A 25962-nucleotide genomic window follows, 5' to 3' on the forward strand; every position below is an offset into this window, starting at 1 on the left:
CATGCGACTGTCCGGAAAAGTCTCGCTGGTCACCGGCGCCACGGGAGGCATCGGTGAGGCGATCAGCCGCCGGCTCGCCGCGGAAGGCGCCAGGGTCGTGGTCACCGACGTGGACGCCGAGCGGTGCGAGGCCCTCGCCGCCGAGCTGCCGGACGCGATCGGCCTCGCGCTCGACGTCACGTCCGAGGTCGCCTGGCAGAGCGTCGTGGCAGAGGTGGGCAGGGTCGACGTGCTGGTGAACAACGCGGGCATCGGTGAGGCGTGGACGGTCGAGACGGAGACGTTGGAGACCTGGGAGAAGGTCATCGCGGTCAGCCAGCGCGGCGTGTGGCTCGGCATGAAGCACGCCGGCCCGGCCATCGAACGCGCCGGCGGTGGCTCGATCGTCAACATCGCGTCGATCTTCGGCACCGTCGGCGGGTTCGGCACGCACTTCTCCTACCACGCGGCGAAGGGCGCCGTCCGGCTCATGACGAAGAACGCCGCGCTGCACTGGGGAAAGCGGGGCGTCCGGGTCAACTCGGTGCATCCCGGGTTCATCGAGACTCCGCGGTCACGTGAGCTGTGGCACGGGACCAGCCGGTACACGGCCATGGTCGACGGGACGCCGCTGGGCAGGCTCGGGCGGACCGACGAGGTCCCAGGCGCCGTGGTGTTCCTGGCGTCGGACGACGCGAGCTTCGTGACCGGATCCGAGCTCTACGTCGACGGCGGCTGGACGGCGCGCTAGCGACTCAGCCGGAACCGGGCCACACCGTCCACTTCGGACACCGTGGCCCGGCCCCGCGCCACGAGGACGTCCAGGTGCGCCACCGTCTCGTTGACCGCGAGCATGCGGTTGAAGTCGTTCATGTCGTCGAACGCGATCGAGCGGCGGGTCCAGCGCAACCGGGAAGCGACCGCGTGGCCCTCACGCACTCCGGCGCCCAAGGCGTCCTCGGTCGCGGCGAGCCGCTCGTCGTGGTGGGCCAGCAGTTCCTCGACTCGCGTGTGCGTACTGGCCGAGACCGGCCCGTGCGCGGGGAACAGCCGGGTGTCCGGGAACGTCGTCATCAGCCGCAGCGAGTCGAGGTAGTCGCCGAGCGGCAGGTCGGGGGCGCCGAGTTCGAACCCGATGGACGGCGTGATGTGCGGCAGCACGTGATCACCGGAGAACAGCACACCACGTGTCTCGTCCAGGAACACCACGTGCCCCCGCGTGTGCCCCGGCGTGGGCACGACCCGCAACCCCAGCGACAGCACGCCCGCCTCCAGCCACCGGTCCGGCGGCTCCCAGCCGGACGGGTCGAACTCGCCGTAGCCGTCGGCGAGCCGCCCGGCCAGCTCTCCTGCCCCGCCCCTGCGCAACGTCGCCAGCGAGCTGACCGGGACGTCGGTGCGCAGTTCCGCGAGCATCCTCAGCCCGCGCTCCTCCCCCGCGCCGAGGTGCACGCGCGCGCCGACGCGCCGACGCAGGTCGACGGCCTGCGTGTAGTGGTCGCGGTGGACGTGGGTGACGAACACGTCGGTGATCTCGTCGAGCCCGTGACCGAGCCCGGCCAGCGCGTCCTTCAGCACGGCCACGGACTCGGGCAACGTCCAGCCACCGTCGATCAGCACGAGACCGTCGTCCTGCTCCAACACGTAGACGTTGACCGCGTGCAGGCCGTCGTTCGGCAGCGGCAACGGAACCCGGTGCACGCCCGGTGCGACGGTCTCCGTGCCGCCCGTCGCCCACCGGCCGCGGTCGAGGCTCACGGGAGCTCCCCTGCGCGCAGCCCGTCGGCCAGCTCACGCGCGCGGACGCGATCGAGCTTGCCGACCCTGGTCTGCGGCAACGCCTCGACCACGTACACGAACTCCGGCCACTTCGTCTTGGACAGCCCGGCGTCGCGCAGGAACCCGGTGATCTCGTCCAGCTCGACCCGGCCGCCGTCGCGGGGGACGGCGAGCAGCGCCACCCGCTCCCCCAGCACGTCGTCGCGTACCGGCACCACACAGGAGTGGTCCAGCCGCTCGTAGCCTGCGATCGCGCGTTCGATCTCGGTGATGTCGATGTTGCGGCCGCCGCGGATGATGACGTCCTTCTCCCGCCCCATGATCGTGACCAGTCCGTCCACATCGGACATGACGAGGTCACCGGTCGGGAAGAACCCGTCGCCGGTCAACTCCGGGGGTTCCACCCGGCCGCCCCGCGCGTAGCCGAGGAACAGCGACGGGCCGCGCACCTGCGCCCGCCCGATCTCGCCGGGTGCGAGCACCGCACCTTCCGGTGACACGGCACGCACCTCCGTGCCGGGGAACGGCCTGCCGTCGTGGCCCAGCCGGACCTCCTCCGGCTCGTCGGGCAACGGCGAGGTGTGACCGAGGCACTCCGACATGCCGAAGACCCGGAGGATCCTCGTGCCCAGCGCGGCCTCGGCGCGGGCCAATGCGGCGCGGTCCATCGGCCCGCCGCCGACCGTGATCGAGCGGACCCCGCGCAGCGCCCGCGGCTCGGCCGCGGCGGCGAGCTGCAGTGCCATGGTCGGTACGCACATCGTCCACCGCGCACCCGTCTCGGTCAGCCGTCGCACCACTGCGGGCGGGTCCCACTTCGCGGTCAGCACCAGCGGGCCGCACAGCAGCAACGAGCAGTAGACGCCGAAGCAGAACGCGGCCGTCGAGGACAGCGGCACGATCGCGGCGACGGCGTCACCCGGTGCGAGCCGGTTGATCGCGATCGTGCAGGCGCAGGCGTAGTTCAACGCCTCCTCGCGCTGCACGACCCCCTTGGCGCGGCCGGTCGAGCCGGACGTGAGACCGATGAACACGCCGCCGTTCCAGCGGTCCGTGCCTCCACGCTCCACTCCGCGCAGTGCGGTCCAGCCGTCGAGCACGGTCGCGGCGTCTCCTGACAGCAGGGCCGGGACATCCCAGTCGTCCAGCGCGGACGGTTCGGCCACGACGACGTCCGGCCGGATGTCGTCGAACGCCGCCGCGAACTCGGCGCGCGTCGTGTGGCGGTTCACCACCGCGAGGACACCGTCGGTCAGGCCGACGGCCAGCGCCGCGACGACGGTCCTCCACGAGTTGTCGGCCTGGATCAGCAGGGTGCCGCGATGGCCGATCGCGTCGGCGAGCTCCTCCGCGCGGCTCAGCAGGTGTCGCGCCGTGTGCTCGCCCGCGTCGTCGACGACGGCGACGAAGTCCGCCTGCTCGGCGCGTTTGGCGAAGTCCAGCACCACCTCCCTCATCCCGCGAACATCTCCCGCTCGGTGCCCATGACGGCGACCCGCCTGCCGCGCATGTCCCCGACCTGTGCCACCGCCTCGGCCCATTCGGGACTGGTCAGCGCCTTGCGCAGGTCGTCCTCACTGTCGAAGCCGAGCACGGACATGCCGTCCCAGCCCTCCGACCGCGGCTCGAACGCGGCCTCGATCTCGGTGTGCCGCCACGACCGCAGGCCCGGCAGCCGGCAGGTCAGCTCGGCGTGGTCCGTTCGCCACCAGGTGATGAACTGGTCGTGGGTCCAGTCCGGCGGCCTCGCGGCGAGCAGGATCAGGTTGTACATCACCGGCCTCCTTCGTTCTGGGACGCGAACCGCACGCCGGGCGAACGGCCGATGAGCAGTCGTTCCAGGCGTCCGGCCGCGGTGATCTGACCCGCCGCGACGAAGTTCGCGACCGATTCCCCCGCGCGGCGGACCTCGCCGAGGAAGAACTCGTCCCGTCCGGTGCTGCCCGCCGCGAGCCGGTGGTGGGTGAGCGTGCCTTTCTCGCGCTGGGCGAGGTAGCCCTCCATCTCGGCCCTGCCGCCCGCGAAGTCGGTCGCGCCGGTGTCCGTCGAGAACAGGATCGAGAAGGAGAAGTCGTCGTCGATCAGATCGAGGATCCGCGACGGCGTGTCGCTGTCCATGATCTCGAACCAGGCCGTCAGGAAGGGCGCCTCACCGTTCACGGGTGCACCTCCGCCTGCCGGTCGATGAGCGCGAACGAGGTGCTGAAGAACGACTGGTACCGCGCGATCAGCCCACGTGGCGACACGACCGCCGCGGAGTGGAACGCGCCCACCACCGCGCCGGACTCGGTGACGACGCCGTACACCATCTCGGTGTCGCCGTCGGCACAGCAGCGGAGCACCTCGTGGACGCGTGCCACGGCGTTGCGTCCGGAGATGTAGGCCGCGAAGTCCTCTTTGGACTCACCGGCGACCTCGCGGCCCGGCAGGGCGATCAGGAACCGCAGGTCCGGCTCCATCAGCTCCAGGGCCCGGTTCGGGTCCTGACTGTCCATACTGGCCAGATACTCGCGCAACGCCACGGTCACTCTCCTTTGAGCGGTGGGCGGTGTTCAGCGTGTGGGCGGGGTGTAGAACGTCCCCTCCGAGATCCACTTGCCGTCCTTGACGACCACCTTCTGCACGTCGCGCGTACCCATGTGCTTGTCGGGGCCGAAGCTCATCACGGGCGCCACGCCGGGGTCGACGTTCTTCGCCTGTTCGTAGGCCTTCGCGAGCGACTCGGAGGTGACCGGACCCTGGACGGTCTTGGCGATCTGGCAGAACACCTTGGCTGCGGTCCATCCCCACAGGGCGATGAAGTCCGCGGGCTGACCCGGCTCGTACTTGGTCATGGCGTCCCGGAACTCCTGCACGGCGGCGTCGGAGTCGTTGGGGGACTTGACGAACTGCACCGCGCGGGCACCCTCCGCCGCGGCTCCGGCCAGGGTGAGGGTCGACTCCGCGGCCACCGGGGCGTAGCCGTACGTCTGTGCCGTGAGGCCCTGCAGCTCGGCCTCCTTCAGGAACGCCGCCGCCTCGGGCGAGGCGAGGATGAGGACGACCGCGTCCGGCGACTTCGCCTTGAGCTGGCTGATGACCGGGCTGTAGTCCGTGGACTGGAACTTGACCGGGAACAGGCTGGTGCTCATCGACGGGTCGGACTTCTTGGCCACGCTCTCGGCCGCCTGCGCGACCTTGACGAACGCGGCCGGGTCGCTGTGGACGACCACCACGTTCTTCCTGCCGTCCTTGGCCACCCACTCACCGAGCGCCGCGGCCTGGTCCTCGTACAGCGTCTGCGTGCCGAACAGGTTGGCGCGCGGCGGCGTGTACCAGGAGTCGAGCCCGCCGAGCTCGTTGAGGATCGGCACCTTCGACTGCTGCAGCACGAACGGGAACGCGGCTTCTGCCTGCGACGTGCCGTTCGCCGCGACGATGGCCGCGACCTTGTGCTGGCCGATCAGCTCACGCGCGATCTGCACGGTCTGCTGCGGGTCGAACGCGTTGTCCTTGACGATCCAGTTCACCTTGCGGCCGTTGACGCCGCCCTGGTCGTTGATCATCTTGAAGTAGGCGTCGGCACCGGCCCGCTGTGGCACACCGGAGGCGCTCACCGCACCCGTCAACGGGTACCAGGCACCGATGGTGATCTCTTCACTGTTCGTGCCGGCCGAGTTCGCGCTCATACAGGCGGTGAGGGCGAGAACCAGGGTGGCGGCGACGCTGGCAACTCTGACGTGCGTCGAGCGGAGGCGCATGGCTGGCTCCTAGCAACCTGAGTTCAGTTCAGTTTGACTGTAACTGGGGCACCCCGCGCAGACAAGGGACGCGGAAAACTATCCAATCAGGAGCGACGCGCGAAAAGCCTTGCCAGTACGGCTATTCCGTGACCATGCGGACGCAGCAGCCCTCGATGAGGTCACGGACCTCGTCGAGCGGCGTCGGGCCTCCCGGCCGGTACCAGCGCCACACGCTCACGATCAGGCCGAGCAACGCGAGCGCGAGGGTGTGGGCGTCCCGCACCGGGAACGCGCCCTGCGACATGCCCTGGGTGAGCAGGCGCGTCCAGTCGCGTTCGATGAGCTGCACCAGCTCGCGAGCCGCGCGGCGTTCGGTCTCCTCGCGCTGGGACGCCCGCGTTCCGGCCAGCAGCACCATGTTGTTCTGCAGGATGCGCATCTGCAGAATCTCGTGCTCGGACACCGCGAACGCCGCACGCACAGCGGCCCGCAACGCCTCGACCGGGTCCTTCTCGTCGCGGGTCGCCTCGACGAACTCGTCCCGCGAACGCTGCAGCTCCAGCCGCATGATCGTCAGCAGGCAGTGGGCCTTCGACTCGAAGTAGTGGTACAGCGCGGTCTGCCCGATGCCGACCTGCTTCGCGACCGCCGACCACTTGGTGGTCTCGTACCCGGTCTCGCCGAAGTACTCGATCGCCGCGGCCAGGATCGCGCCGCGCTTGGACCGCGGTCCCTCGTCCGGCTCCACGAGCCTTGCCCCCGTCATGGCCTACCCTCTCGTCGGTGTTCTTGCCCGAGCGTAGTACCAACCTGAATTCGGTACAGTCACGGGCAGTGGTCCGCCGGGTACCGGGGTGGTCGTTTGCTCAGGAAGGCCGCGACACCTTCACGCCCGTGCGCGGACACGGCCGCGTCGGCGATCGCGCGGGCCTCATCGTCCAGCTGCGCGCCGAAGGGTGCCGACATCCCTTGCCGGACAAGGCGTTTCGTCGCGGCAAAGGCGGGGAACGGTCCCCCGGCCAGTCGCGCGGAAAGCTCCGTCGCCGCGGGAACCGCCTGTCCGGCCGGGACGACCGCCGTCAGCAACCCGGCGGACAGCGCTTCGGCGGCGTCCATTCTGCGGTTGGTCAGCAGCAGGTCCAGCGCACGCTTCGGCCCCAGGAGACGGGGCAACGACCAGGTGACGCCCGCGTCCGGCGAGTACCCGATCCCGGTGTAGGCGGCGACGAACGTCGCGTCGTCCGCGGCGATCGCGAGGTCGGCGGCGGCGACGAGGCCCAGTCCGGCCCCCGCCACGGCGCCGTGCACCGCCGCGACCAGCGGTGCGTCCAGCGCCGCGAGGATCCTCAGCGCCTCGTGCAGGGCCGTGGTGACCTGGATCAGGTGCTCACGGAGGTCGGTGACGGCGGCGAACTCCTTGAGGTCCCCGCCGACGCAGAACGACCTGGCCGCGCTGGTGAGCAGCACGGCCCGCACGTCCTCGGCCTGTGCGCGCTGGGCCGCGTCGAGCAGCCCACGTGCGGTGGCCAGGCCGATCGTGTCGCGGGTCAGCCGCACCCGGGCGACGCCGTCCCGGACTTCCGTCTCGACGGTCATCGTCCGCTCCGGCTGTCCGGGCAGGGGCGCCGCTCAACGGCACCACCACGGGTCTGGGCACTCATCGGCTGCTTCAGCTCTGGCGCCGGTCCACCGCACGCCGGCCACTCACAGGCCGTGGGCGCGCGGCATGCCCACGGACCTGGGCACTCATCGCACATTCCAGCCACCAGCCAGCAAACCTCACACACACGACACCACCACTACCGGGGCGCTCATCGCGCCGTCCAACCACCGTCGACGACCATGACCTGGCCGGTGCAGTACGAGGACGCGTCCGAGGCGAGGAACAGCAGCGCACCGTCGAGCTCACCCACCTCGCCGCCCCGCTTCAGCATGGTGTTGCGGTCCACCCAGCGGCTGGACCGCTCGTCGGAGAACAGGTCCTCGGTCATCTCCGTGCGGAACCAGCCGGGCGCCAGCGCGTTCACCCGGACACCGGCGCCGCCCCACTGACCGGCCAGCTCGCGGGTGAGGCCGATGAGCCCCGCCTTCGACGCGGCATAGCTCGCGCCGCCGAACGGTGCGGCCGACACCAGGCCGAGGATGGACGCGACGTTGATGATGCTGGTGCCGCCGCGCGAGGCCATCAGCTGAGCGAGGTGGAACGGTGCCACGAGGTTCACCGCGAGCACCGAGGCGAACGAGTCCGCGGTCTCCTCGGCCGCCTGCGTCTCCCCCGGCACGCCCGCGTTGTTGACGAGGATGTCGAACCGGCCCGTCTCGGCGAACGCGGTCTCCGCCAGCCGGACGCGATCGGCCTCCACCGAGACGTCGCAGCTCACCACGCCAACACCCAGCTCCCGCAGCCGGTCGACCCGGCGCGCAGCGGCGAACACGGTGGCACCCGCGGAGGCCAGCACCGACGCGAAGCGGGCGCCCAGGCCCGACGAGGCACCGGTCACCACGGCCGTCTTGCCCTCGAGCGAGAACAGGTCTCTCATCAGGAGTCCACCGCGATCGGGAGAGCGGTCGCGCCGCCGTCCAGCACCAGGGCCTGGCCGGTCATCCACGACGACGCCTCCGAAGCGAGGAACACCGCTGCGTTCGCGACGTCTTCCACCGTGCCGAGGCGGCGCAGGGGCAGCTTCGCGGTGAGCACCGGCTCGCGCGCCTCCCAGACCGCGCGGGCCAGTTCGGTCTTGATCACGCCGGGGGCGATCGCGTTGACCCGGACCTTCGGACCCAGCTCGTAGGCGAGTTGACGGGTCATCAGCAGCATGGCCGCCTTGGTGGCGTTGTAGTAGCCGATCTGCGGATCGACGATCAGGCCGCCGACCGAGGCGATGTTCACGATGGTGCCGCCGTGCTCGGACATCCAGGCGTGCCAGGCGGATCGGCTCCAGGCGATCATCCCGTACTGGTTGACCCGCACGGTCTTCTCCGCGCGCGGCAGGTCCAGTTCCAGCAGATCGCCCATGTACGGGTTCGTCGCCGCGTTGTTGACCAGGACGTCCAATCGTCCGAAGTGGAGCATCGTGTCCGCGACACACCGCTGGGCGTGGTCGGGCTCGCCCGCGTTCGCGACGACGTCGAGCACGTCGCCCGTGCCTTCACCGCGCAACAGCTCGGCGCGGGCATCCTTGAGTCCCTGTTCCTTGCGGGCGGCGATCACGACGTGCGCGCCCGCGGCACGGAACGCCCGTGCGATGCCGAGGCCGATGCCGCGCGAGCCACCGGTGATGACGGCTACGCGGCCGTCGAGAACCTTCATCACTTCTCCTCGTACTTGGCGAGTTCATGGCGGGCGACCGTGCGCAGGTGCACCTCGTCGGGCCCGTCGGCGATGCGCAGCGCGCGGGTGATCGAGAACAGCCTGGCCAGCACGGTGTCGTCGCTCACGCCCGCAGCGCCGTGTGCCTGCACCGCGCGGTCGACCACGCGGTGGGCGACTTCCAGTGCGGCGACCTTGATCGCGGCGACTTCCATGCGTGCGGCGGCGTTGCCGATGGTGTCCATCAGCCACGCCGACTTGAGCACCAGCAGGCGCACCTGCTCGATCTCGATGCGGCTGCGGGCGATCCATTCGCGCACCACGCCCCGGTCCGCCAGCGGGCCACCGAACGCGACGCGGGAGAGCGCGCGCTCGCACATCAGCCGCAACGCCCGTTCGGCGAACCCGACCGCGCGCATGGCGTAGTGCATGCGGCCAGGTCCGAGCCGTCCCTGGGCGAGGGCGAACCCCTGTCCCTCACCACCGAGGAGGTTGACGGCCGGCACGCGGACGTCCTCGAAGAGCACGTCACCGTGGCCGAGGCGGTCGGTGTAGCCGAACATCGGCAAGTCACGCAGCACCGTGACACCAGGCGTGTCCCGCGGGATGAGCACCATGCTCTGCTGGCGGTACGTCGGCGCGTCCGGGTCGCTGACCCCCATCAGGATGATGAGCTCGCAGTCCGGGTCGAGGATGCCGGAGGTGTACCACTTGCGGCCGTTGACGACGTAGTCGTCGCCGTCGCGGGTGATGCGGGTGCGGATGTTGCGGGCGTCGGAGCTGGCGACGTCGGGCTCGGTCATCGCGAAACAGGAGCGGATCCGGCTGTCCAGCAACGGGCGCAGCCAGCGATCCTGCTGCTCCGGGGTGCCGAACAGGGCGAGCAGCTCCATGTTCCCGGTGTCCGGGGCCGAGCAGTTGAACACCTCGTTGCCGATGATCGAGCGGCCCATCTGCTCGGCGAGCGGCGCGTACTCGAGGTTGGTCAGCCCGGCGCCCCAGTCCCCATGGGCGAGGAAGAGGTTCCACAGGCCCTCGGCGCGGGCTTTCTCCTTCAGCTCCACCATGATCGGCGGCAACGCGTGCGGGTTCGCGGCCCCGGCGATCTGCCGGTCGTACACCGGTTCAGCGGGCAAAACGTGAGTGTCCATGAATGACGAAACCCTCTCCACCAGCTCGGTGGGGTACGCGAAGTCCACGGCTACCTCCTGGTGAGAATGTCCACGGCGGACCGGATCATCGCGGCGATCGTCGGCGGCAGCCGTTCCTGGTCGGGGTCGTGGTGACGGCCCTCGCGGTGACGGCGCAGGTTGTGGCCCATGATCGCGGCCATCTTCATCCGCCCGAGCGCCCGGAACCACGCCATCGACGACAGCTCCACGCCGTAGGCCTCCAGCAGCTCGTCCTCGCTCGGCAGACCCGGCACCGGACGACCGAGCTCGGGGAAGTTGCGGGGGTCGGCGAAGAGCAGGAACCAGCCGAGGTCGACCCGCCGGTCGCCGGTGCTCCAGATCTCCCAGTCGACGACCGCGGTCGGCCTGGTCCCTGCGAACAGAACGTTGCCGAGCCGGAAGTCGCCGTGCACCAGCACCGGTGGACCGTCCTGTGGCACGTCTTCGCCGAGCAGCCGCAACAACTTGTCGGCTCCTGGCCGCAACTCGGCGGGAACGGCGTGCATCGTCCGGCTCCACCGCTCCAGCTCCCCCGCCACTCCGACGGGTTCCTCCGTGACCGGACCGGAGTCGTGCAGGCGCCGCAACACCTTCGCCGCCTCGATCATCCTGGCGCGCGTGAGTCCGGGGGTGAGTGTGTGCTCGTCGAGGACAGGCTCGATCGCCTCACCGTCGGCGAACTCCATCGCGAACCACGCGGGTGGCTCCTCGTCGACCGCGAGCACACCCGGCACCGGCACCGGTGAGCCCTCCAGTGCGCGCAGGACCCGCGCCTGCCGCAGGACGTCGTTGCGCCCGAGCGGTTTCTGCCCAGGCGGCACGGCCTTGACGACACAGGTGCCGTTGAAGGTGTAGGTGAGGCCGGAATGCCCGCCGGGCAGGACTTCCAGCTCGCCGGCGGTGCCGAGTCGTGCGCGCACTCGTTCGGACAGCGTCATCTGGACGGCTCCTTCGGCAGGCCGAGCACGCGCTCGGCCAGGATCGTCCGCTGGATCTCGTCGGAACCACCGGCGATGCTGTAGCCGGGGGCGCCGAGCAGGTGCTCGGTCCAGGCGAAGGTGCCCCACTCACCGGTGTCCGCGACCAGCTTCGGCCCCAGCAGGCGCAGCACGAGATCGCTGGTCCGCCGCATCGTCTCGGTGGCGTAGAGCTTCCCGACCGACGCCTCGGCGCCGGGTGCGCGGCCCGCGGCGAGCGTGGCCGTGACCCGCAGGCCGATCAGCCGCTGGACGAGCGTGCGCACGAACAGTTCCGCGGTCTGCTGCCGTTCGACGCCGGTCAGCGACGGCTGATGGCGGGCCAGTTCGATCGCGCGGTCGGCGTTGTCGAGGCCGAGCGAGCCGGAGTCCAGCCGTTCCGCGGCCAGCACGCTCAGCGTGACCCGCCAGCCCTGCCCGACCGGGCCGAGCCGATCCGTGTCCGGCACGACGAGGTCGTCGAGGTAGACCTCGTTGAAGCTCGCTCCGCCGGTCATCTGCCGGATCGGCCGGACCGTGACCCCCGGTGCGTCCATCCGCACCAGGAACACCGTGATGCCGGCGTGTTTGGGCACGTCGGGATCGGTCCGGCAGACCGCGACGCCCCAGGTCGCCACCGTGGCGCCGGACGTCCAGACCTTGTGGCCGTTGAGGATCCACCTGTCTCCGTCGCGCACGGCACGGGTCCGCACGGCCGCGAGATCGGAACCGGCCTCGGTCTCGGAGAACAGCTGGCACGCCAGCTCGTCGGTCCGCCGCATCGGCCGCAGCCAGCGGTCCTTCTGCTCCTCGGTGCCCCACAGCTCGATCGCCGGAGCGACCAGTTGCTGCGTGACCGGGAAGATCTCCGGCCGGCGGGGCACGTCGAACGCCGCTTCCTCGGTGCGGTACAGGTGCTCGTGGAACGGAGACAGCGCGCCCCAGCCCGCATCGAACCGGATTCGTTCCCAGTCCTGACGACGCGCGGTGTGCTCGCGTTCCTCTTCCTCGGTCCAGTTCTCGAACACGGCCACCGAGTCGTCGCCACTCCCCCAGGCCGCCTCCGGCTTCCGATCGGCCACAGTGGACAGCCAGGCTCTGGCCTCTTCGCGGAAGCTCATCGGCTCAACACCGTGCACGCGCTGACCCCGGGGGCGCCGTAGACGTGGGTGAAACCGATCTGCGGGTGCCCTGGCACCTGCCGTGCACCGGCCCGGCCACGCAGCTGCTGGACGATCTCGTAGACCTGCCGCAGCCCGGACGCGCCGATCGGCTCGCCGTTGGCGATGCAGCCGCCGTCGGTGTTGACCGGCAGCGTCCCGCCGATCTCGGTGGCGCCCGCGGCGATCAGCTTCTCCTGCTCGCCGTCGTCGCAGAACCCGCACTCGGCCAGGTGCATCACCTCCGCGCCGCTCTCGGTGTCCTGCAGCTGCACGACGTCCACATCGGATGGTCCGAGCGAGGCCTGCTCGAACGCTGCCGCGGCGGCGTCCCTGCTGACACTGGTCAACGGGCCCGCGTCGACCAGCGGGCTGAACACCTCGAACGAGCCCGCCCGCCGCGTGCGCACGACGGCCGAGCGCAGGGTGACCGGGTCGCGGGTGGTGACCGAGGAAGAGCACAGGACCACCGCCGCCGCGCCCTCCCCCGGAGAACAGAACATGAAGCGGGTCAGCGGGTCGTTGACCAGACCGGAGGCGAGGACCTCGTCCGCGCTGACCTCCTTCCGCCGCCACGCTTCCGGCGTGAGGCTGCCGTTGCGGTACGCCTTCTCCGCGACCAGTGCCAACGTTCGCGGCGTGATGCCGTGATCATGCAGGTAGCGCTGGATCTTCATGCCGAAGAACTGAGTCGTGACCATGAGCCCGTCACGCCCGTAGGCGTCGTCCAGGCCCCAGTCCTCCGGCCGTGGATCGAACGCGCCTCGCGGGTGCTTGTCGAACCCCACGGCGACGACGACGTCCGCCATCCCGCTCCGGATCGCGTTGACCGCCGAGACGAGCGCGCTTCCGCCGGTGGCACAACCGTTCTTGACGTTGACGAACGGCAGCCCGGTGAGCCCGAGGTCGGCGACGAGGGTGTCGGCGAGCCCGGCGGCGTCGCTGCCGCCGAACGCCGCTCCCACCCGTGACCACTCCATCCCGGCGTCGGCGAGCGCGGCGTTGATCGCCGCGACCGCGTGTTCCCTGCCGGTCCGCTCGGACCGGGCGAACGACGTGCGGGCGGCGCCGCAGATCAGCACCCCGGTCACGACGACACCGGCCTGGCCCGCGGCACGCCGCCCGATGCCTTCACCGACAACCTCATCCCGATGCGGACGTCGTCGAGATCCGGCACGTCGAGCACCGCGGCCACCCGGACGCCCTCGCCGTCGAGCTCCACGTACCCGACCGCGAAGGGCCGGAAGCCGTCCTCCGGCAGGACGTACGGGGGTGACTTCGGCGCGAACCGCTGCACCGTCCAGGTCCACAACGTGCCCTCGGTCATCTGATCAGCGCCCCGTCCACTTGGGCTCGCGCTTCTCCAGGAACGCCGCCACACCCTCGGCGGCGTCGTCGGAGTTCAGCGTCACGCCGACCGCGAGGTGCTCCATGACCATCAACGACTGCGTGTCCGCGTCCAGGCTGCGGTCGACGGTCATCTTCGTGATCCGCATCTGGAACGGGCTCTTGTCCGTGAGCTGACCGATGAACTCGTCCACCGCGGCGTCGAGCTCCTCCGCCGGAGCTGACTTGTTGATGAGGCCGAAGTTCTCGGCCTCCACGCCGGACAGCAGCTTGCCGGTCAGCATCAGCTCCTTCGTCTTGCGGATGCCGATCATCCGCGGCACCCGGTAGATCGGGCCGGCGCCGCCGAAGAGCCCCCGGCGCATGTGGAAGTCGCCGATCCTGGCGTCATCGGACGCGATCGCGAAGTCGCAGGAGATCATCAGCTCGAAGCCGCCCGCGGTGACGTAGCCCTCCAGCACGGCGACCGACGGGGTGTTCATCGAGTAGAGCCGGTCGCAGACCTTGGCCGAGATGACCGCGACGTCCATGGCCGTCGAGCTGCCGATGTACTCGGCCTGCAGGCTGTCCAGGTCGAACCCGGAGCAGAACGTGCCGCCACGGCCGCGCAGCACCAGCACGCGCAGGTCCGGGTCCTTGTCGACCTCGGCGATGATCTCGTCGAGCCGCTCCAGGATCGGCACGGTGACGCAGTTCTTCTTCCACGGCCGGTTCAGCCACACCCTGGCCACGTGCCCGTCGCGCTCGAACTGGATCTCGTCTTCCACGGCCATCTCGGTTCTCCTAACTGAACTGGATTCAGTTCAAGTTCTAAGGGCGGGAACCGCCCGCTGTCAATGGGTTGGTGTGGTCAGGCGATTCCCAGCACGGCGGCGAGGTCCGTCAGCCGGTCCTGGGTCGTGCCGAAGAGCACCTCGGACGAACGTGCCCGCCGGACGTAGCGGTGCGCCGGGTGTTCCCAGGTGAAGCCGATCCCGCCGTGCAGCTGGACGTACTCGGCGGTCGCGAGCTGGTAGGCGGACGAACAGACGGCGGTCGCGGCGGCGGCCACCGGAAGCTCGGCCGACTCGGTCGCCACGCACGCGGTGGCGTACGCGGCGGCCGATCGAGCTGCCTCGTACTCGACGAGCAGCCTGGCCAGCCGATGTTTCACCGCTTGGAACGAGCCGATGGGCCGCCCGAACTGCCTGCGTTGCTCCACATAGGACACCGTGGCGTCCAGAGCGTGCCCGATGCCGCCGACCTGTTCGGCCGCCAGGGCCGCTCGGCCGACGTCGCGCACCCGTGGCACGACGTCCGCGCTGCCCACGGGTGTCGCTGGTGAGCTGCGGAACTCCAGCAGGGCCTGCGGCCGTGTTTCGTCGAGCACGCGCCGGGAAGTGCGCGTCACGGACTCGCAGGCGAAGATCTGACCATCCGCGCTTACGAGCACCAGGTCTGCGTCCGCTCCGTCGAGGACATAGTCCACCGTGCCGTGCAGGGTCCCGTCCCGAACGTGGACGTCGCCGCCGAACGCCACCGTCGCGGTGAGGGTGCCGTCGGCGATGCCCGGCAGGTAGCGGGCGCACGCCTCGGTGTTGCCGCTGTAGAGCAACGTGTGCACGGCCAGCACCACGGTCGGGAGCAACTTCACCGCGCACAACGCCCGTCCGGCCTCCTCCAGCACCACGGCCAGCTCGGCGAACGTGTACCCGGAGCCGCCGTAGTCCTCAGGAATCGCGAGTCCCTGGATGCCGAGCTCGCCCGCCATCCGCTTCCACTGGTCTCCGCCGTGCTCGGTGAAGAAGTCCCGTGCGACGGAACGGAGTTCTCGCTGCTCCGGAGTTTCGACGAGCAGGGCCGGATCGATCCGCGGATACGTCATCGTGGCTCCAGCGCCGTCATGCCCAGTGCGACGGCGTGCTCGCCGCCGAAGTACGCCGACTCGGCCCGTGCGGTGAACGCCGGATCCGTTGCCGCGCCTTTCGCGGCAACGACTCCTTCGTGCAGCACGACCACCTCGTGGCAGCTCGCCAGTGCCCGGCTCAGCAGCTGTTCCAGCAAGACCACCGTCATGCCGCCGTCCGCGAGTTCCGCCAGGCGTGTGTAGACCTCGTCGACCAGTGCCGGGGCGAGGCCGAGCGCGGGTTCGTCGACGATGAGCACATCCGGTTCCGCCATCAGGGCGCGGGCGATGGCGAGCATCTGCTGCTCGCCGCCGCTGAGCCCGGCGGCCTGGACACCGAGCCGGTCCCGGACGCGCGGCGGCAACCACCCGGCCGTCTCGTCCAGCCGCGCCCGCAGCCGGGCGCCCTTGAGACCGGCCGCGTACGCCGCGACTTCGAGGTTCTCCTTGAGCGACAACGTCTTGAACAACGCCCGCCCTTCCGGGACGAGGCCGGCGCGCACGTCGAGCACCTCGCGGGAGCCGCCGGAGGGCCGCAGCGAGCCGTGCAGGACGCGGCCGAGCGTGCTCTTGCCCGCGCCGTTCGCCCCGACGACGCCCAGGACGGCACCCCGGTGGACGTCCAGGTCGATCCCGCGCAACGCGGTGATGCCACCGTAGTGGTGTTCGATCCCGGCGAGCCGGACGACCACCGGTGCGTCGTCCGGCCGGTCCGCGGGCCGGACCCGGCTGGTGGACGTGCCCAGGTACGACGCGAGAACCGCGCTGTCCTGCAACACCTCCCCCGGCGGGCCCTCCCCGATCGGCTTGCCGAAGTCGAAGGCCACGACGCGGTCCGCGACGGCGAACAGGTCGTCCAGCACGTGGTCGATGATGAGCACCGCGGCGCCGCCGTCCCGCAGCCGCTCGATCTGCTTGGCCGCGATGGCGCGCTCGTCCGCGTCCAGTCCGCCGAACGGTTCGTCCAGGACCAGCAGCTTCGGGTCCTCCGCGACCGCCCTGGCCAGGTCCAGGCGTTTCTGCAGGCCGAAGGGCAGGTCGGCCGGGTTGCGGTCGGCGACGTCGGCGAGCCCCACCCGGTTCAGCAGATCGAGAACGGCAGTGCGTCGCCGAGAGGTGATCCGGCGATGCGCGCAGAGGAGGTTCTCCACCACGGTGAGCTCGTCGAACGTCTCCGCGTGCTGGAAGGTGCGTCCCATCCCGAACCGCCGCCGGGCCGTCGCGCGGGCCGTCAGCAGCTGCCCGCCGTCGAACTGGGCGGCGCCCTCGATCTTGCCGCCGCCCGAGAGTCCGGAAAGGACGTTCAGCAGGGTCGTCTTGCCGGCGCCGTTCGGTCCGATGACGGCCAGCACCTCGCCTCGCCGCACCGAAAGCGACGCCTCTTCGAGGGCTTTCAGTCCACCGAAGCGCACCGACACGTCGTTCAACGTCAGCAGCGGCGGACCCTCCGGTGTCCGGCGGACGATCTCCGGCTCGGGAAGCAGGGCCACGGGGCGGGTCTTGCGGGGCCGCTTCCGGACGAGCTTGCCGAGGAACGGCACCACGCCGCCGGGCAGGAAGAGCAGCGCCGCGATCAGCACCAGGCCCTGCACGACCGGCTGCGGCAGCCCGACCGCGCCGGCGAGCGTGGGCGACCAGGCCAGGTAGACGCCGCCGACCACCGCGCCCAGCACGCTGCCGACCCCGCCGAGCACGCAGGAGGCGATCAGCGAGACCCCGAGGTTGAGCGAGAACAGGTCAGGGCTGACGAACCCGGTCATCAGGCCCAGCAGCACCCCGCCGACGCCGGTGAACGCGGCGCTCACCGCGAACGAGAGCGCCGACTGCGCCTCGGGCGCGATCCCGACCGACTGCGCCACCAGGGGGTGGGACTTCGCCGCCACCAGCCGCATCCGCAACGCCGATCCCTTGGCGACGACCGCGATCGCCAGGCAGATCCCGGCCGCGGCGACCGAGAGGAGCTGCGCTTCGGTGCCACCGCCTGGCACCGGTCCCGCGAGCGTGGGCACCTCCGCTACCGGCACGCCCTGGTCACCACCCGTGACGGCGGTCCAGCGGTGGATCACTTCCAGCGAGACCAGGCTGAACGCCAGCGTCAGCAGTGCGATGTAGAGCGTCGAGAAGCGAGCACCCGCGTACCCGACGAACCCGCCGAGCGCCGCGGCGGACACGACCGTGCCGAGCAGGATGGTCTCCAACGACCAGCCGTGCCCGCTGCCGTAGGCGGCGAAGTACGCGCCGAGCGCGAAGAACGCGGGATGGCCGACCGACCAGATGCCGGACCAGCCGGCCAGCAGCCCGACCGACAGCACGACGATCGTGTAGACGGCGGCGAGCGCCACCGAGTACGCCTGGTACGGCGGGAGCGCGCCCACACTCATCAAGGCGATCACCACGGCCGCGGCGAGCGGGCCGAGCAGCGCCCGCACCGTTGTGGAACCGAGAAAGGTCATCGCGTTACCTCACACCCGTTGGAACGTGCGTGTGCCGAACAGACCCTGCGGGCGGATCAGCAGCACGAGGACGGTGAAGGAGAAGACGAAGGTGTCGCGGAAGCTCGCCGACACGTAGCTCGCGCCGAGGTTCTCCAGCACCCCGACGACCAGACCACCGACGACCGCGCCGTACATGCTGTTCAGCCCGCCGAGGAAGATCCCCGCGAACGCCCGGAACAGCGGCGCCGACAGCACGGTCGGCACCAGGCCGACCTTCGGTGCGTAGAGGCACGCGGCGAGTGCGGCGAGCCCGAGCCCGAGCGCCCACGCCATCCGCGCGATCCGTTGCGCGCTGATCCCGATCACCTGCGCGGTGTCGGCGGACTCCGCGACCGCGCGCATCGCCGAGCCGTGCGTGGTCCGTCCGAACAGGAACGCGACCAGCGCCATCGCCACCCCGGCCACAGCGATGGTCAGCAGGCTCTGCGTCGGGATCGCGAGCTCCCCGACGCGGACCGTGCCGTCGACGATGCTCGGGAACGCCTTGGGCTGCGTGCCCCAGAGCTCGCTGATCACGCTCTCGGCGATCAGCGCGACACCCATCGTCACCACGAGAGCCGCGAAGAGCTGCCCCTGTCCCAAAGGCCTGATGACGACCTCGCGGACGGCCAGTCCGGCGACGACGGTCACCGCGACCGCGCCCAGCACGCCCACGATCACCGCGGTGCCGTTGTCGTGAAAGGTGATCGCGACGTAGAGCCCGAGCGTCGCCAGGCTCGCCAGCGCGAAGTTCACGACGTCCGTCGCGCGGTAGATGATCACAAGGCCCAGGCCCATCAGGCCGTAGATCGCACCGCTGGCGACCCCGCTGACCAGCACGAGGAGAAGTTGATCCACGTCACGCCTCTCCGTTGAGGACAAAGTGAACTCAGTTCAGGTGACGGTAGACCGCGGCTCGGCCGCTGACAACCCTCAGACCGTGAACGGCCGCCCGCGAGGAACACCGCGATCTGCTCCGGCGTCGCACACGAAAAACCCGCGAACGTCCAGCGTGCGTGCCGCGCGCGGGACATCACCCGCACCGCGGCGCTGGACGCGAAACGTGCCGTCAAGGTTCACACTCAGCACCCGTCGGCCAGTTTGGCGCGCCGCCGCGTGCACGACGACGTCGAGGCTGCCGTGGTCGGACCGCACGCCGACGACGAGACTTTCGACCTGGCGAGGCCGCGACGTTCACCACCCCTCCCCCGTCCGGCGCGGTGACGTCGGCTCACACGACCTGGGCGCCGAGCCCGGCGAGCTTGTGCGCGACCGCGGCACCGGCCACCCGAGCCACTTTCCCTTGCCACCTTCTTGAACTGAGTTCATTTCTGTATCGTGGGCAGGCGTGACGCCGACGCGCAAGACTCCTGCGGTGCGCCTCTCCACCTGGGGCGGCCACCCCGAACTCACCGAGGCCGAGGTGCCCGATCCCATCGGCGACGAAGTGCTCGTGCGGGTCGAGGCGGCCGGTGTCTGCCACTCGGACCTGCACGTCCTCGACGCCCGGCCGGGAACGTTGCCGTATCGCCTGCCGTTCACACTCGGCCACGAGATCGCCGGCCGGGTGGCCGCGATCGGCACGGAGGCCCGGGGCGTCACGATCGGCGAGCGAGTGGTCGTTCACGGACCGTGGGGCTGTGGACAGTGCCGGCGATGCGTCGCGGGGCAGGACAACTACTGCGACCGCCGCGCCGGCCTCGAGTGGTCCGGGGCAGGACTCGGCCGTGACGGCGGCATGGCCGGCCACGTCCTCGTGCCGCACGCCCGGCATCTCGTCCCGGCGGGCGAACTCGACGCCACCCAAGCCGCGCCACTCACCGACGCCGGCCTCACTCCGTACCACGCGATCGCCGGCCTCGTCGACGAACTCGGCGAGGACTCGGCCGTGGCGGTCGTCGGTGTCGGCGGCCTGGGACACCTCGCCGTCCAGCTCCTGCGCGCCCTCACCCCGAGCCGGGTCGTCGCCGTGGACACCCGCGAGGACGCGCTCGAACTCGCCCACTCCTGCGGAGCCCACCTCGGCACACTCGCCCGCGCGGACACGGCCGACGTCCTACGCGCGGCAACCGGCGGAACCGGCTTCGACGCCGTCCTCGACTTCGTCGGCAACGACGCGACGCTCGCGCTCGGCGCCGCGACGTTGCGCACCGGCGGCACCCTCGTCGCGCTCGGCAGCGGGGGTGGGCGCCTCATGATCGGCAAACCAGGACCACTTCCCCAGGGCGCGACGCTGAGCCTGCCGTTCTGGGGCACCGGACCGGAACTGCACGCCGTCGTCGCGCTCGCCCTGGCCGGAAAACTCCGCGTGGCAACGGACGTCCGTCCGTTGACCGAAGCCGTCCAGGCCTTCGACGACCTCAGAGCCGGCCGCGTCCTCGGCCGTGTCGTGCTCGTTCCGTCGTGACGGTCTCACCTTCTCGGTGCCGAGAGCCCCGTGTCGGCAGCCGGCCCGGCTCGATCACGGTGCACAGCCCGTGGCCAGGCACCGCCTGCACCGCCACCAAGCACCTCGATCGGTCATGCGCGGGAGCCACAGCGCGGCGAAGGCGTGGGAGACAGCGAGGTAGGCGAAGCGGACCAGCACGGCCGCGATCATGACGGATGATGAGTGTTACCCATCCCGATGCGTACACGCGCCGTTGATCTCACTGGACATGCCGGGTCAGGCGAACACGGCCGGATCCACCTCGAAGGCGTGGGCGACCAGGGCGTCGAGGTCCATCGCGGCTCCGGCGACCGTCGCGACGTGCAGTTCGTCTTCGGTGAGCACGGCGCGGATGCGGCGCAGCGTGCTGTCGCGGACGGCACACTGGTGCTTGGTCATCGGTAGGCCGTCCTGTTCGCGGATCACCTCGACGGCGCCCAGCATCCCGGCGGCCGACGCGGCGTCCACCGTGCTGAGCAGGTCGACGAGCGAGCTGAGCGTGTAGAGGACCGCGAACCGGTCGCCGAACCCGTGGTGGATGCGGATGGCGGCGGTGTAGAGGCGGTACGCCTCGACCGGATCGCCTTCCAGCCGGGTGAGGCGGCCGAGGATGTGGAAGGCGTACGCCTCACCGCCCATGTCCCCGATCTGCCTGCTGATCTCGACGGCTTCGGTGAGCAGCGGACGAGCGGCGGCGGCGTCGCCGAGGTCCACGCAGACGTCGCCGAGACCGACGAGGTCCAGGGACAGCGTGCGGAGGTTGCCGACCCTGCGGTCCATCTCGACGTTGTGCCGCATCAGCTCGCGCGCGGTGTGCAGATCACCCTCGAAGCGGGCGATGATCGACAGGTTGCCCCGCGCCGCAGCCAGGACGGTGCCGCGTTTCCCGTGCGCCTGCTCGATTTCGACGCACTCGCGGAAGCACGCACGGGCCTGGTCCAGGTCACCGCTCTGCCGGGCGACGAGGCCGACGATGTTGAGCGCCTGGGCCACCAGGTCGTGGTCGCCGAGCCGGCGGCCGATCCGCAGGCTCTCCTCGCCGAGCGACAGGGCAGTCGCCTGGTCGTCCTGCTTGATCGCGAGGAACGCCGCAGACTCCATCACCCTGCCGCGGACACCCTCCGGCAGCCAGTCCACCGCGTCCGCGAGCAGGCGGCGGTGCCATTCCCTGCCCTCGCGGATGTGCCAGCCCTTCTGCCAGAACCGGTTGACGCCGAGGACGATCCGGGCAGCGGTGAGCGGATCCCCGGCCGCCATCGCCTGGGTGTGCGCCGCGCGCAGGTTGAGGTACTCGCGGCTGACCCGCGCGTACCAGGCCGCTCCGTCGTGGCCACCCAGTCCGCGGTCCGCGCGTTCGGCGAGCTCGGCGAAGAAGGCGGTGTGGCGCCGGATCACCTCCTCGTCCGTCAGCCGTTCGCCCGCGTAAGCCCGGATGGTCTCCAGCATCGTGTACCTGAGGCCGTCCTCGGTGTGCCGCGCGCCGAGGAGGTTGCGGTCCACCAGCCCGTTCAGGCGCTTCGTGAGCCTGGCAACTGACTCGTCGCTCGTCGCGGACGGCAGGCAGATCGCGGCGACGGCGTCAGCCGTGCAACCACCGGCGAACACCGCGAGGCGCGTCAGCAGCTCCTGGTCGTCGGCGTCGAGCAGGGCGACGCTCCAGTCGATGGTGGCGTGCAGGGTACGTTGCCGCGCCGGCAGGTCCTGGGGCCCGCTGGCAGGCAGCTCCGACCGCTCGTTCAGCTGAGCGAGGATCTGGGTGGGCGAGAGGACGTCGCAGTTCGCCGCGGTGAGCTCGATCGCCAGTGGCAGCCCGTCCAGCCGGATGCACACCTCTGCCGCGGCACGCAGGTCGTCCGCGGAGAACGTCAGCCCGTACACGGCCTCGGTGGCCCTGGCCACGAACAACGCCAGCGCGGGCCAGGACACCAGCGCCTCGTCGGTCTCCTCCGGCCGGGACGGCAGGCGGTCGAGGTCGGGCACCGGCAGCGACGGGACCGGGTACACCTGCTCGCCGGTGAGTCGCAGCCGCTGCCGGCTCGTGGTCAGCACCCGCACCCCCGGTGCCGCCGCCAGCAGCGCCGCCACGAACGAGCCGGCACTCAGCACGTGCTCGAAGTTGTCCAGCACCAGCAACAGCTCGAGCTCGCTCAGCGCCCGGATCACCGCGTCGGTCAGCGGCTCGTTCGTGCCCTCCGGCACCTCCAGCACCGCGGCGACCGCGGAGACGACCATCTCGGTCGTGGTGGCCTCGGCGAGCGACACGAACACGGCCCCGTCCGCGAACTCATCCGCCACGGCCCCCGCGACGGCCAGCGCCAGCCGCGTCTTGCCGATGCCACCGGCGCCGGTCAGCGTGACCAGCCGCCGTTCGGACAGCAGGTCGGCCATCCGCGAGACGTCTCGCGCCCGGCCCACCAGGCTGCTGACCGGCGCGGGCAACCGTCGCCGGGCGTTGTCGGCACGGGCGAGGGCCTCCGCGGACACGCCCCAGTCCCCCTCGCCGCCCTGCTCCAGGTGGCCGCGGTCGGCGAGCTGCGTCAGCCCGCGCTCGGCCTGAGCGACGAGGCCGCTGCTGCGCCGAGCCAGCCAGTGCACCAGTTCCCGCGTGGGCTCACCGCGCAGCGTCGAACGCAGCCACACGTGCAGTGCCGACTCGGACAGCGGCGTCAGCACCGCGGTGTCCAGCAGCGGCAGCACCTGCGGCACCGGACCCGCGGGATCGTGCATCGCCTGGACCAGCCCCACGACCCGCGCGCCACCGGAGGCGGCCAGTCGCCGCACCCGCCGTCCCACGTCCGCGAGGTCGGCGTCGGTGTCGGCGAGCACGAGCACCCGCTCGGCGTGCCCCGCCGGTGCCGAAGCCCAGTTGACCACCTCGAACCCGCGCAGCCCGGCCAGTTTGCCTACCTCGGCCAGGAACCTGGTGTGCCCGGCGCCGCGCTCGCCCGTCACCCTCAGCGCACCACGTCCGCACGCGTCCAGCCGGACGAGGAAGTCGCGCACGACCGCCAGTGCCGCGTCCCGCTCCAGCAACCTCTCGGAGGACCGCCGCCCGCTCGCCTGCAGGTCGTCACCGACCGCGCGGCCCCGGCCGCGGCGCTTGGCCAGGTAGTTGCGGCGATCGGCGAGATCGAGCAGCGACTGCCGATCCGCCGCGTCGTCCGGGAAGGTGGCCAGCCCGAGGCTGATCGACACCGACAGCGGCGGATTACCGGGAAACGGCTTGGTGCCGACCGCGTCCACCAGCCGCGTCGCGACCTGCAGCGCCTCCACCGCGCCCGTCTCCGGCAGCACCAGCACGAACTCGTCCCCGCCGTAGCGCACCAGCACGTCGGCGTCGCGGACCACGCCCTTGGCCCGCTCGACGATCGACCGCAGCACCGCGTCACCGCGGGCGTGCCCGTACGCGTCGTTGACGGTCTTGAAGTGGTCGACGTCGAACACGAACACCGAGCAGCAACCGCCGATGAGCCGAGCCCTGGCGATCGCCCCGTCGAGGCAGCCGATCAGAGCCTCGCGCGCGAGCGCACCGGTGACCACGTCGGTGAGCAGTGTGCGGAGCACACCGCGGTCGAGATCGGGGGGATCGGTCACGACGCTCCGTTAGAGGTTTGGACGCCCGCTTTCGTGAGCCGCGTACCGTAACCCGCAGCGGCAGTTGGACGGTACCCAACGACTACCACAACCAACCGCCGCAATTCTCCAATTCGGCCATGCCGATCAGCTGCGGGGGGACAGGTGGGATCATCCCTGTCCGATCGCGGTGAGGTCGACGTACCACCAGACCTGGAACTCCAGGCTGCCCGCGACCGACGTTCGCGCGAAGACGGGCGACGTCAACGTGGTGCGGCGACTGCACTCCCCAGTGCCTGACCCGGTCACCTCCCGCCGGCTCGGTGAGATCGCCCCGGAGATCGAAGCGTCCTGGAACCCGGCCTCCGGCGGGCGTCACGGCCGCGGCTGCAGCCCGATTCGGTAGCGGTGGTGGTAGTGCCTGCCGGTGAGCGACGCAGGACCGCGACTTGATGGCGCAGAACGAGAATCTCGACGTTCTTCCACGATCAGTCATGCGCAAGAGCCACAGCGGAGCGAAGGCGCGGTAGGTGAACCGGACCAGCACGGCCACGATCACGCCGGATGACGACCGCTACCCACCGACGCCTGCTGACCTGCACGGACGTATTTCTCGGCACGCACACCGTCACCACCTCGCTCTGGTGCAGAGCAGCAGTCGTGGCTGGCCGACGACGCGCTGCGCGTCAGATCGCTGCTCCCTTACCGATGTACTCGAACACCGAGCCGTCTGGATGTCGTGCGATCAGCCGATCGCCGTTGGAAGTCGGCGACGGCCCGTCCAAGATCGTCCCGCCGCTCTCCTCCAGCGCCTCGATCACCGGCACCAGATCAGCGACGACGAGCGTCGCGACACGGTCCCGGTAGGGGGCGGTGTTGCCGCTGAGCAACAGGAACGGACCAATGCTCGCGAGCTGGACCTCGCCGAACTCGAATCGCTTCGCCTCAGCCACACCGGCAAGTCTGCGGTACAACGGCAGCGCCGCGTCCAGATCGTCGACGTGGACTCTGGCGACCACCTCGATGATGTTGACCATTGGAGCTCCTTCACCAGGCCACGGGAAGTGCGTGCAGGCCGTGGGTCGCGTTCGACGTGCGGACCGGGATGCGATCGAGGGGCATCGCCAGGCAGAGCGCGGGAAACCTGCGCAACAACGCGGGGTAGGCGATCTGCATCTCCATCCTCGCCATCGGGGCGGCGATGCAGCGGTGGATGCCGTAGCCGAAAGCCAGGTGTCCCGCTTTCGGATCTCTGGTGATGTCGAAGCGGTACGGGTCGTCGAACCGATCGGGATCGCGGTTGACCACGGGGATCGACACCGCCACCGCGTCACCCTCCTGGATGAGCCTGCCGCCGATCACGACATCTTCGGTGGCGGTGCGGATGGCGCCGTGATTCGCGATCGACGCGTACCTCAGCAACTCCTCCACCGCGGAAGGTACCGCCGACGGGTCGTCTCGCACCATCGCGAGCTGTTCGGGGTGCTGGAGCAGGGCGAGCGTGCCGAGGCCGAGCATCATCGCGGTGGTCTCGTGGCCTGCGATGAGCAGCAGGTTGCCGATGCCGACCAGCTCCTCGTCGGTAACATCGTTGCCGTAGTTGCGAATCAGCCTCCCGAGGACGTCGTCGGTCGGGTTCTTGCGCCGGTCTTGGACGATGCCGCGCATGTAGCCGCGCAGCGCGTCGCGCGCCGCCAGGGTGTCCTCGGGCCGGGCCATGAGATCCGTCATGACAACGGTGTGACCCGCGAAGTCGAAGTCGTCGTCGTACGGGACGCCGAGCATCTCGCAGATGACCTTCGACGGCATCGGCAAGGCGAACGTCTCGACCAGGTCGACGGGTGAGCCGGCTTCCTCGGTCGCGTCGAGGCATTCCTCGACGACGGCCTCGATCCGCGGCCGGAGCCGATGCACGGCTCCAGCGGTGAACTCTCCGGCCACCATGCCGCGCAGCCTGGTGTGGTCAGGCGGGTCGTACTCCAGGAACGTGCCCGGCTGCCGATCCTGGAGCTCCTCGGCGACTGTCCGCTCCCCTGGTTTCGGCAACGCGGTGCCGGGCGTCGTGAGGTTGCTGCTGAACCTGGAGTCGGCCAGCACCTGTCGAGCCTCGTCGTAACCGGTCACGAGCCACACCAGGACTCCGCTGGTGAGCGGCAGTCGCACGACGGGGTTCCCGG

The 25962-nt window shown here is 70.5% G+C and carries 24 protein-coding genes; 2 read left to right on the forward strand and 22 right to left on the reverse strand.

Annotated elements, in window-relative coordinates; translation table 11 throughout:
* The first annotated feature begins 1 nt into the window (after position 1).
* Positions 2–730: an SDR family NAD(P)-dependent oxidoreductase gene (locus tag AOM45_RS14235; protein ID WP_030471392.1), complete on the forward strand. Its 729-nt coding sequence runs from the start codon at positions 2–4 to the stop codon at positions 728–730.
* Here AOM45_RS14235 and AOM45_RS14240 read toward each other — a convergent pair.
* The 19 genes from AOM45_RS14240 to AOM45_RS14330 form a co-directional block, all read right to left on the reverse strand.
* Entirely contained in the window at positions 727–1737 is a 1011-nt protein-coding gene (locus tag AOM45_RS14240; protein WP_030471393.1) for an MBL fold metallo-hydrolase, read from the reverse strand. The genes AOM45_RS14235 and AOM45_RS14240 overlap by 4 nt on opposite strands.
* Positions 1734–3215 (reverse strand): class I adenylate-forming enzyme family protein, encoded by a 1482-nt coding sequence (locus AOM45_RS14245; RefSeq protein ID WP_030471394.1) that lies wholly within the window; start codon positions 3213–3215, stop codon positions 1734–1736. The genes AOM45_RS14240 and AOM45_RS14245 overlap by 4 nt, the downstream gene beginning before the upstream one ends.
* Positions 3212–3532, reverse strand: coding sequence for an EthD family reductase (locus tag AOM45_RS14250; protein WP_030471395.1), 321 nt, complete (start codon positions 3530–3532; stop codon positions 3212–3214). Before AOM45_RS14250 ends, AOM45_RS14245 begins: the two co-directional genes overlap by 4 nt.
* Positions 3532–3918 carry a hypothetical protein gene (locus AOM45_RS14255; RefSeq protein WP_030471396.1) on the reverse strand — a complete coding sequence of 129 codons (387 nt, stop codon included), beginning with the start codon at positions 3916–3918 and terminating at the stop codon, positions 3532–3534. Before AOM45_RS14255 ends, AOM45_RS14250 begins: the two co-directional genes overlap by 1 nt.
* Positions 3915–4280 carry a nuclear transport factor 2-like protein gene (locus AOM45_RS14260; RefSeq protein ID WP_030471397.1) on the reverse strand — a complete coding sequence of 122 codons (366 nt, stop codon included), beginning with the start codon at positions 4278–4280 and terminating at the stop codon, positions 3915–3917. The genes AOM45_RS14255 and AOM45_RS14260 overlap by 4 nt, the downstream gene beginning before the upstream one ends.
* A gap of 30 nt (positions 4281–4310) precedes the next feature.
* Positions 4311–5498 (reverse strand): ABC transporter substrate-binding protein, encoded by a 1188-nt coding sequence (locus AOM45_RS14265; RefSeq protein ID WP_030471398.1) that lies wholly within the window; start codon positions 5496–5498, stop codon positions 4311–4313.
* Positions 5499–5619: 121 nt separating this feature from the next.
* Complete coding sequence (locus tag AOM45_RS14270) at positions 5620–6246, reverse strand: TetR/AcrR family transcriptional regulator (protein WP_030471399.1); 627 nt, start codon at positions 6244–6246, stop codon at positions 5620–5622.
* 59 nt (positions 6247–6305) lie between these two features.
* A complete protein-coding gene (locus AOM45_RS14275; RefSeq protein ID WP_030471400.1) occupies positions 6306–7076 on the reverse strand; it encodes an enoyl-CoA hydratase/isomerase family protein in 771 nt (256 codons plus the stop codon).
* A 215-nt stretch (positions 7077–7291) separates the two neighbouring features.
* Positions 7292–8020, reverse strand: a complete 729-nt coding sequence (locus AOM45_RS14280) for an SDR family NAD(P)-dependent oxidoreductase (protein WP_030471401.1) — start codon at positions 8018–8020, stop codon at positions 7292–7294.
* Positions 8020–8790, reverse strand: a complete 771-nt coding sequence (locus tag AOM45_RS14285) for an SDR family oxidoreductase (RefSeq protein ID WP_030471402.1) — start codon at positions 8788–8790, stop codon at positions 8020–8022. The genes AOM45_RS14280 and AOM45_RS14285 overlap by 1 nt, the downstream gene beginning before the upstream one ends.
* Positions 8790–9989, reverse strand: coding sequence for an acyl-CoA dehydrogenase family protein (locus AOM45_RS14290; protein ID WP_030471403.1), 1200 nt, complete (start codon positions 9987–9989; stop codon positions 8790–8792). Before AOM45_RS14290 ends, AOM45_RS14285 begins: the two co-directional genes overlap by 1 nt.
* 2 nt (positions 9990–9991) lie before the next feature.
* Positions 9992–10900, reverse strand: a complete 909-nt coding sequence (locus AOM45_RS14295) for a phosphotransferase family protein (RefSeq protein ID WP_030471404.1) — start codon at positions 10898–10900, stop codon at positions 9992–9994.
* Positions 10897–12039, reverse strand: a complete 1143-nt coding sequence (locus AOM45_RS14300) for an acyl-CoA dehydrogenase family protein (protein WP_030471405.1) — start codon at positions 12037–12039, stop codon at positions 10897–10899. The genes AOM45_RS14295 and AOM45_RS14300 overlap by 4 nt, the downstream gene beginning before the upstream one ends.
* Positions 12036–13169: a thiolase family protein gene (locus tag AOM45_RS14305; protein WP_030471406.1), complete on the reverse strand. Its 1134-nt coding sequence runs from the start codon at positions 13167–13169 to the stop codon at positions 12036–12038. Before AOM45_RS14305 ends, AOM45_RS14300 begins: the two co-directional genes overlap by 4 nt.
* Positions 13166–13405, reverse strand: coding sequence for a Zn-ribbon domain-containing OB-fold protein (locus AOM45_RS14310; RefSeq protein WP_035912605.1), 240 nt, complete (start codon positions 13403–13405; stop codon positions 13166–13168). The genes AOM45_RS14305 and AOM45_RS14310 overlap by 4 nt, the downstream gene beginning before the upstream one ends.
* A 4-nt stretch (positions 13406–13409) precedes the next feature.
* On the reverse strand, positions 13410–14198 hold the full coding sequence (locus AOM45_RS14315) for an enoyl-CoA hydratase/isomerase family protein (protein ID WP_059362442.1): 789 nt from the start codon (positions 14196–14198) through the stop codon (positions 13410–13412).
* 77 nt (positions 14199–14275) lie between these two features.
* Positions 14276–15289 (reverse strand): acyl-CoA dehydrogenase family protein, encoded by a 1014-nt coding sequence (locus AOM45_RS14320; RefSeq protein WP_030471409.1) that lies wholly within the window; start codon positions 15287–15289, stop codon positions 14276–14278.
* A complete protein-coding gene (locus tag AOM45_RS14325) occupies positions 15286–17763 on the reverse strand; it encodes an ATP-binding cassette domain-containing protein (protein ID WP_030471410.1) in 2478 nt (825 codons plus the stop codon). Before AOM45_RS14325 ends, AOM45_RS14320 begins: the two co-directional genes overlap by 4 nt.
* 9 nt (positions 17764–17772) lie before the next feature.
* Positions 17773–18642, reverse strand: a complete 870-nt coding sequence (locus AOM45_RS14330) for a branched-chain amino acid ABC transporter permease (RefSeq protein ID WP_030471411.1) — start codon at positions 18640–18642, stop codon at positions 17773–17775.
* 490 nt (positions 18643–19132) lie between these two features.
* On the opposite strand from AOM45_RS14330, the gene AOM45_RS14335 reads away from it, so the two are divergent.
* The gene (locus AOM45_RS14335; protein WP_030471412.1) at positions 19133–20191 is read left to right on the forward strand and encodes an NAD(P)-dependent alcohol dehydrogenase; all 1059 of its coding nucleotides are present in this window, start codon (positions 19133–19135) and stop codon (positions 20189–20191) included.
* 258 nt (positions 20192–20449) lie between these two features.
* Here AOM45_RS14335 and AOM45_RS14340 read toward each other — a convergent pair whose 3' ends face one another.
* The 3 genes from AOM45_RS14340 to AOM45_RS14355 form a co-directional block, all read right to left on the reverse strand.
* The gene (locus tag AOM45_RS14340) at positions 20450–23806 is read right to left on the reverse strand and encodes a diguanylate cyclase (RefSeq protein ID WP_030471413.1); all 3357 of its coding nucleotides are present in this window, start codon (positions 23804–23806) and stop codon (positions 20450–20452) included.
* A gap of 665 nt (positions 23807–24471) precedes the next feature.
* Complete coding sequence (locus AOM45_RS14350; RefSeq protein ID WP_030471415.1) at positions 24472–24822, reverse strand: VOC family protein; 351 nt, start codon at positions 24820–24822, stop codon at positions 24472–24474.
* Positions 24823–24832: 10 nt separating this feature from the next.
* Positions 24833–25948 carry a cytochrome P450 gene (locus AOM45_RS14355; RefSeq protein ID WP_201779961.1) on the reverse strand — a complete coding sequence of 372 codons (1116 nt, stop codon included), beginning with the start codon at positions 25946–25948 and terminating at the stop codon, positions 24833–24835.
* Between the last annotated feature and the right edge of the window lie 14 nt (positions 25949–25962).

It is taken from the genome of Lentzea aerocolonigenes (assembly GCF_000974445.1).
In the GTDB taxonomy this organism is placed as follows: domain Bacteria; phylum Actinomycetota; class Actinomycetes; order Mycobacteriales; family Pseudonocardiaceae; genus Lentzea; species Lentzea aerocolonigenes.

Bases quoted from the DNA above. Each gene is read 5' to 3' on its own strand.
- AOM45_RS14235 (WP_030471392.1), top strand. From the start codon at position 2: ATGCGACTGTCCGGAAAAGTCTCGCTGGTCACCGGCGCCACGGGAGGC.
- AOM45_RS14245 (WP_030471394.1), bottom strand. From the start codon at position 3,215: ATGAGGGAGGTGGTGCTGGACTTCGCCAAACGCGCCGAGCAGGCGGAC.
- AOM45_RS14250 (WP_030471395.1), bottom strand. From the start codon at position 3,532: ATGTACAACCTGATCCTGCTCGCCGCGAGGCCGCCGGACTGGACCCAC.
- AOM45_RS14265 (WP_030471398.1), bottom strand. From the start codon at position 5,498: ATGCGCCTCCGCTCGACGCACGTCAGAGTTGCCAGCGTCGCCGCCACC.
- AOM45_RS14270 (WP_030471399.1), bottom strand. From the start codon at position 6,246: ATGACGGGGGCAAGGCTCGTGGAGCCGGACGAGGGACCGCGGTCCAAG.
- AOM45_RS14275 (WP_030471400.1), bottom strand. From the start codon at position 7,076: ATGACCGTCGAGACGGAAGTCCGGGACGGCGTCGCCCGGGTGCGGCTG.
- AOM45_RS14280 (WP_030471401.1), bottom strand. From the start codon at position 8,020: ATGAGAGACCTGTTCTCGCTCGAGGGCAAGACGGCCGTGGTGACCGGT.
- AOM45_RS14285 (WP_030471402.1), bottom strand. From the start codon at position 8,790: ATGAAGGTTCTCGACGGCCGCGTAGCCGTCATCACCGGTGGCTCGCGC.
- AOM45_RS14295 (WP_030471404.1), bottom strand. From the start codon at position 10,900: ATGACGCTGTCCGAACGAGTGCGCGCACGACTCGGCACCGCCGGCGAG.
- AOM45_RS14300 (WP_030471405.1), bottom strand. From the start codon at position 12,039: ATGAGCTTCCGCGAAGAGGCCAGAGCCTGGCTGTCCACTGTGGCCGAT.
- AOM45_RS14310 (WP_035912605.1), bottom strand. From the start codon at position 13,405: ATGACCGAGGGCACGTTGTGGACCTGGACGGTGCAGCGGTTCGCGCCG.
- AOM45_RS14315 (WP_059362442.1), bottom strand. From the start codon at position 14,198: ATGGCCGTGGAAGACGAGATCCAGTTCGAGCGCGACGGGCACGTGGCC.
- AOM45_RS14320 (WP_030471409.1), bottom strand. From the start codon at position 15,289: ATGACGTATCCGCGGATCGATCCGGCCCTGCTCGTCGAAACTCCGGAG.
- AOM45_RS14325 (WP_030471410.1), bottom strand. From the start codon at position 17,763: ATGACCTTTCTCGGTTCCACAACGGTGCGGGCGCTGCTCGGCCCGCTC.
- AOM45_RS14350 (WP_030471415.1), bottom strand. From the start codon at position 24,822: ATGGTCAACATCATCGAGGTGGTCGCCAGAGTCCACGTCGACGATCTG.